Annotated in this window: 5 protein-coding genes; 2 read left to right on the top strand and 3 right to left on the bottom strand. The window is 63.6% G+C overall.

The features are described 5' to 3' along the window. Positions 1-155: 155 nt before the first annotated feature. A complete protein-coding gene (alr, locus tag ACK5NW_RS12215) occupies positions 156-1,253 on the bottom strand; it encodes an alanine racemase (RefSeq protein ID WP_416928424.1) in 1,098 nt (365 codons plus the stop codon). A 166-nt stretch (positions 1,254-1,419) separates the two neighbouring features. Between alr and lplT the strand changes: the two genes are divergently transcribed. Next, a complete protein-coding gene (lplT, locus tag ACK5NW_RS12210; RefSeq protein ID WP_416928422.1) occupies positions 1,420-2,703 on the top strand; it encodes a lysophospholipid transporter LplT in 1,284 nt (427 codons plus the stop codon). A 174-nt stretch (positions 2,704-2,877) separates the two neighbouring features. Here lplT and ACK5NW_RS12205 read toward each other — a convergent pair whose 3' ends face one another. Beyond that, complete coding sequence (locus tag ACK5NW_RS12205) at positions 2,878-3,942, bottom strand: hypothetical protein (RefSeq protein ID WP_416928420.1); 1,065 nt, start codon at positions 3,940-3,942, stop codon at positions 2,878-2,880. 201 nt (positions 3,943-4,143) lie between these two features. On the opposite strand from ACK5NW_RS12205, the gene ACK5NW_RS12200 reads away from it, so the two are divergent. After that, a complete protein-coding gene (locus ACK5NW_RS12200; RefSeq protein ID WP_416928418.1) occupies positions 4,144-4,650 on the top strand; it encodes a glutathione peroxidase in 507 nt (168 codons plus the stop codon). Between the two features lie 56 nt (positions 4,651-4,706). On the opposite strand, the gene glcF is transcribed toward ACK5NW_RS12200, so the two are convergent. After that, positions 4,707-5,960 (bottom strand): glycolate oxidase subunit GlcF, encoded by a 1,254-nt coding sequence (glcF, locus tag ACK5NW_RS12195; protein WP_416928416.1) that lies wholly within the window; start codon positions 5,958-5,960, stop codon positions 4,707-4,709. Between the last annotated feature and the right edge of the window lie 228 nt (positions 5,961-6,188).

Raw genomic sequence — 6,188 nt, 5'->3', positions numbered from 1 at the left:
TGGGCGCGGCCCCGGGCGGTCTGCTGCGTTGCAAATCCTCGCGATACCGCCAGGTATCGCTGCGGTTTGCGCCTTGCAGCGCATCCCGATCCGCATCCCACACCCCTCACGCTGAGACGTTGAACACGCTCTTGGCGCTATCAATTTTTTAAAAATCAATCGGCCACAACCACCGGCACACGCAGCGCCAGCGCGCACATCAGCTCATAACCCACGGTGCCAGCGGCCTGGGCCACCTCATCAATGGGCAGCACCGCACCGTTGCTGGCGCGGCCCCACAAAGTGACCTCGCTGCCCAGCCGCGCTGGCGGCACAGGCGTCAGATCAACCACCACCATGTCCATGCTGACGCGGCCCAGCGTGCGGGTGCGCACACCGTCCACCAGCACGGGCGTGCCCGTGGGCGCGTGGCGCGGGTAGCCATCGGCATAACCGCAGGCCGCCACGCCCACGCGCATCGCCGCATCAGCCACAAAAGTGGAGCCATAACCCACCGTATCGCCAGGGTGCAGCTCACTGACCGCAATCAACCGGGCCGCCAGCGTCATGGCGGGCTGCAACCGCCAGTGCGCGGCATCATGTAGCGGAAAGTCGGGCGCTGAGCCATACACCGCAATGCCGGGGCGTACCCAGTCTCCACGCACCGCCGCATCGCGGCCGTGGCGCAAAGTGGCAGCGCTGTTGGCGGCGGTGCGCTCGCCCGGCAGCCCTTGGGCGGCACGTTCAAAAATCGCCATTTGGTGCGCGATGCCGCGCGGGCCATCGGCATCGGCAAAGTGGGTCATGTGGGTGATTTCGTCCACCTGCGGCAAAGCGGCTAGGCGGGCATAGGCGCTGCGGTAACGTTCAGGCGAAAAGCCTAGCCGGTTCATGCCGGAATTGAGTTTGAGAAACACCCGTTGCGGCTGCTGCGTCTTGTGCGCGGCCAGCCAGTCGATTTGCGCGTCATCATGCACGGTGTGCCACAAGCCCAGGCGCGAGCACAGCTCCAGATCGCGCGCTTCAAACACCCCTTCCAGCAACAAAATGGGGCCGCGCCAGCCCAGGGTGCGCACCCGTTCGGCCTCGGCCAAATCCAGCAGCGCAAAACCATCAGCACCACGCAAGCCCTCAAATACCCGCTCAATCCCATGACCATAGGCATTGGCCTTGACGATGGCCCACACGCGCGCATCGGGTGCGGCCTGGCGCAATTGCGTCAGGTTGTGGCGCAACGCGGCGACGTGGATGGTGGCTTGAATGGGGCGCGGCATGGCAGCAATCGGCAAAGCCAAAGATGAGGCCATTCTGTCACCAAGCGCTGCGCACTCTCTTTGCCCGCAGTGGCATGCCGCCGTGCTATAACTTCAGCGCACCAATCATTACAGCCCTTCGATTGTCCTTGTCTCTTTGGGGCGCACTTGCGCCTCCCCCCACCCCATGAAGCGCGGTTTTTACACCATCATGGCCGCGCAGTTTTTCAGCTCGCTGGCCGATAACGCGCTGTTCGTAGCCGCGGTGGCGCTGTTGCGGGACAGCGGCACGGCGGAGTGGCAAAGCGCGGCGCTGGTGCCCATGTTTGCGCTGTTTTATGTGGTGCTGGCTCCCTGGGTGGGCGCGTTTGCCGATTCGCGCCCCAAGGGCTGGGTCATGTTCATCAGCAACGCCATCAAAATTGTCGGCTGCCTGATGATGCTGCTGGGCGGCCATCCCCTGCTGGCCTACGCCGTGGTCGGCCTGGGGGCGGCGGCGTATTCGCCGGCCAAGTACGGCATCCTGACCGAGCTGCTGCCGCCTTCGCAACTGGTCAAGGCCAATGGCTGGATCGAAGGGCTGACGATTGCCTCCATCATCCTCGGCGTGGTGCTGGGCGGCATCTTGCTGGGCGAGCAAGTTTCGGCCCTGTTGCTGTCACTGGACTGGCCAGCCATCAACACCCCGATTGATACGGCCGCCGAGGCAGCCATTGCGTCCATGGTGCTGGTGTATGCGCTGGCCGCCGCCATCAACCTGCGCATTCCGAACACAGGGGTTGAGTTGCGCCCGCTGCCCGCCAACAAGCTGTCGCTGCTGGGCGACTTCTGGCGCTGCAACAACCGGCTGTGGCAAGACCGGTTGGGACAGATTTCGCTGGCCGCCACCACGCTGTTTTGGGGCGTGTCGGGCAATATGCGCTACATCGTGCTGGCCTGGGCGGGCGCGGCGCTGGGCTATTCAACGATGAAGGCGGCCAGCCTGGTGGGCGTGGTGGCCATTGGCACCGCCGTCGGTGCGGTGGTGGCGTCGATGCGCATGCGGCTCGACCGTGCCACTTCAGTCATGCCACTGGGCGTGCTGATGGGCGCTTGCCTGATCGTCATGGTGTGGGTTGACCAGCTTTGGCTGGCCGTGCCGTTTCTGATTTTTTTGGGTGGACTGGGCGGCTACATCGTGGTGCCCATGAACGCACTGCTGCAACACCGGGGTCATAACCTGATGGGCGCAGGCCGCTCGATTGCAGTGCAAAACTTCAACGAGCAAACCTGCATCCTGGGTCTGGGCCTGTTGTATACCGCCGCCACGGGTGCGGGTCTGTCGGCTTTTGGCGCAGTGGCACTGTTTGGTGCCACCGTGGTACTGGCCATGCTGGGCATCCAGGTGTGGCACCGCCATAACCTGCGCCATCACACGGCAGAAGTCGAGCACCTGCTGGACATAGCACGCAGCGACCCCGGTCACCACTGACGCCATTTCCAGATCAACAGTGCACTTTGTCGGCTCAGCTTGCCGTACGCCACCAGTACTGTCTGCGCTTCGCCTTCGCGCTCACTATTGAGCTGGAAATGGAGTGAGAGCGTGTTCAATGGCGTTGCAATGGCGCTGCAAGCCACATTGGTGCAAGAAACTGGTTGCCGAACTTCAACGCGACGGGCGCAGCCCTTGCTTGGCAAAAAAAGCCGCCAGCCGTTCACGGTTGAGCGGTGCGGCCATCCAGGTGCAGCCCAGCATACGCGCGCGCAGCCGGTCGACCATCGAGTCGTGCCGCGCAATGACGGCCAGCTTGGGCGCAGGGGCAGCGCCCGTTTTCAGCGCATGGAGCGTGCGCACCAGCGGCATGAGTTGATCGCCCAGCGATGCCTGATCTAAAAACACGCACGGCACCGTGCGTGTTTGCAAGAGTTGTTCAGCGCGCTCGCCGCCTTCAACCACGCGCACCCGGTAACCCATGCGGCGCAAGCCTTGCGACAAGGTGTAGCGCCTGGTGCCGTGCGCGCCCATCACCACCATCACGTCGGCGTCTTCGCCTTCGGGCAGATTGGCAAAATCCTGGGCCGTGGCTTCAGGTGTGCTGGCAGGTTCAACGGGCGCAGGCGATTCGGCCGTGCGCCAGGTGACCCGCGCCGACACGCTGTCGCTGTCCGTCGAAATAGCTGGCGCGGCCGGTGCCATGGCTGAGGCCAGCCCCGACATCATCTCCAGCGGTGCGGTGGCGGTGGTGGGGGCAAAGGCGGCGGGATCAGCCGCCGCAGATAGTGAGGCGGGGATCGACATCGTCTCGCTGGGCAGCATGGTGGGCACTGCCGATGGCGGCATGGTCGGCGGCGATGACGACAGCAGGCTGGACGGATTGAACGTGCCGCTGAAATCGCTGGGCAACTGGCTGTCCAGGGCTTGCTCGGGCCACTCCAGGGCGCTTAACACGCGCACCACGCCGGCCATGTCGAGCGGACGACGCAACACCGGCAAGTGCTGCAAATTCGCTTCGCGCGGGCGGCCCACCAGCACCAGCAGCGCTCGCGGATTGATCTGGCGCAGTCGCTCCACCGCTGCGGCATCGTCGCCATTGACGATCAGCAAGTGCGCGTCTTCGGGCTTGCGCACCGGCCGCAAGTCATCGCCTTCGGCCGCATCCAGCTCAAAAATGGACGCCAGCAGCGCGCGTTCGCTGGGCGTCAGTCCGACAAAGGCGTAGGTGTAAGCCACGTGGGTTGGGCGACGAATCGTCGTGGAGTCTTAAGGGATGTAAAAATTCAAACCGGCTGTATTGTTCGCGCGCGTGGTGGGGTTGTCGAGATCGGCACCGCCCAAACCACCGCCAGATTCGGCGAGCAGTCCAAATGCTGCGCCAAAGCGTCGTGCCAGCGCCGCACTGGCGTGATTTATTAACGCCCAATTTTGACCATCATGCCCCAACCTGTTTCACCACCACCCTGGACTTTACACACGCTGGACAACCAAACTCTGCGCTGGGGCGATTTGCATCACAACGTGGTGCTGGTGGTCAACACGGCCAGCGCCTGCGGCTTCACCCCGCAACTGGCGGGCCTGCAAGAGTTGCACACACGCTATGCCGAACGCGGTCTGGTGGTGCTGGGTTTTCCGTGCAACCAGTTTGGCCGACAAGAGCCGGGCGATGCCGCTGAAATCAGCACCTTTTGCCAGCGCAACTACGGCGTGGATTTTCAGATGATGGCCAAGATCGAAGTCAATGGCCCCAATGCCTTGCCTTTGTTCGACTGGCTCAAACAACAAGCGCCGGGCCTGCTGGGCAGCACCGCCATCAAATGGAACTTCACCAAGTTTTTGGTGGGGCGTGGCGGGCAAGTGGTGCGCCGCTATGCACCGAACACCCCGCCGAAAGCACTGATCGCCGACATCGAGGCTGCACTGGCCGTCAGCGCGCCAGATTAAGTCTCAAAATCAAGCGCCAGATCAGGCTTTGAAGCCGCACGTGCAGGCTTTAAAAGCTATGTTTTTTGAAGCGCCTCATCCAGCACCTCGACCCAGTGCCGCACCGGCACATCGGTGCCGGTTTGCAGGTGGTTGATACAGCCCATGTTGGCCGACAGGATGGCCGTGGGGTGCTCGGCCGTGCGCTCGCCCAGCAGGTGCCCGAGCTTGCGTTCACGCAATTGCGCAGACAACGCTGGCTGCAACACCGAATACGTGCCTGCCGAGCCACAGCACAGGTGCGCTTCTTGCGCAGCAGAGCGCAGGTCAAAGCCCAGTGCACCCAGATATTTTTCAACGCTGCCGCGCAATTGCATGCCGTTTCGCATGCCGTGTTGCAGGCTGCACGGCGGGTGCCAGGCCATCACACCCGCCGGTGGGCGCACACGGCCTTGCAGCGCCTGGGCAATGTCGGGCAATAACTCGCTCAAATCACGCGCCAGTTCGCTGACGCGCACGGCCTTGTCGGCATAAGCCGGATCGGCATGCAGCCAATGGCCATATTCCTTGACCGTGGCCCCGCAGCCTGAGGCGTTGATGACCACCGCCTCCACCTCGGCACGCTCGATGTAAGGCCACCAGGCGTCGATGTTGGCGCGCATCTGCGCCAACCCGCCTGCGTGATCGGCCAGGTGGGCCTTGACCGCGCCGCAGCAGCCCTGCCCGCGCGGGCGCACCACCTGAATGCCCGCTGCATCCAGCACCCGCGCCGTGGCGGTGTTGATGTTGGGGGCCATCGAGGGCTGCACACAACCTTCCAGCAGCAGCACCTTGCGCGTGTGCTGGCGCGTGGGCCACTGCCCGGGCGGGTGTCGCGCAGGTACTTTGGCGCGCAAGGCCGCGGGCAGCAAACCACGCACCGCCTGGCCCATGCGCATGGCCGGGCCGAACAGGGGTGAGCTGAGGCCGCGTCGCAGCCAGTCGCGCTGGCGCTGTTCAGCCGCCGGACGCGGCACGCGCTGCTCCACCACCTGCCGCCCCAGATCGACCAGCCGCCCATACTGCACGCCACTGGGGCAGGTGGTTTCGCAATTGCGGCAGGTCAGGCAACGGTCAAGGTGCAGTTGGGTATCGCGCGTGGGCGTAGCCCCTTCCAGCACCTGCTTGATGAGGTAAATACGCCCGCGCGGGCCGTCCAGCTCATCGCCCAACAGTTGATAAGTGGGACAGGTGGCGGTACAAAAACCGCAGTGCACGCACTTGCGCAAAATGGCCTCGGCTTCGCGGCCCAGCGGCGTGTCTTGAAATTCAGGGGCGAGTTGGGTTTGCATCGGCTTAAAAGCAGCGCGGTAAGACGGGCACTAGTGTCCTGAATTGCAAATTCGTTGAACAAATCCACCGAGAATCGGCACCATGCGGCGTTGCAAAGCCTCGCGAGACCGCCCGGTATCGCTGCGTTTTGCGCCTTGCCTAGTACCGATTTCGGCAGATTTCTCATTTCAACGAACTTACAACCCAGGACACTAGCACGCCATGATGGCACAAGCGGGCAAGCGCAC

It is taken from the genome of Ottowia sp. (assembly GCF_047975795.1).
Taxonomy (GTDB): domain Bacteria; phylum Pseudomonadota; class Gammaproteobacteria; order Burkholderiales; family Burkholderiaceae_C; genus Ottowia.
Note: the sequence above shows the minus strand (reverse complement) of the source record. Positions and strands in the feature narration are given on the sequence as shown.

Bases quoted from the DNA above. Each gene is read 5' to 3' on its own strand.
- glcF (WP_416928416.1), bottom strand. From the start codon at position 5,960: ATGCAAACCCAACTCGCCCCTGAATTTCAAGACACGCCGCTGGGCCGC.
- ACK5NW_RS12200 (WP_416928418.1), top strand. From the start codon at position 4,144: ATGCCCCAACCTGTTTCACCACCACCCTGGACTTTACACACGCTGGAC.
- alr (WP_416928424.1), bottom strand. From the start codon at position 1,253: ATGCCGCGCCCCATTCAAGCCACCATCCACGTCGCCGCGTTGCGCCAC.
- lplT (WP_416928422.1), top strand. From the start codon at position 1,420: ATGAAGCGCGGTTTTTACACCATCATGGCCGCGCAGTTTTTCAGCTCG.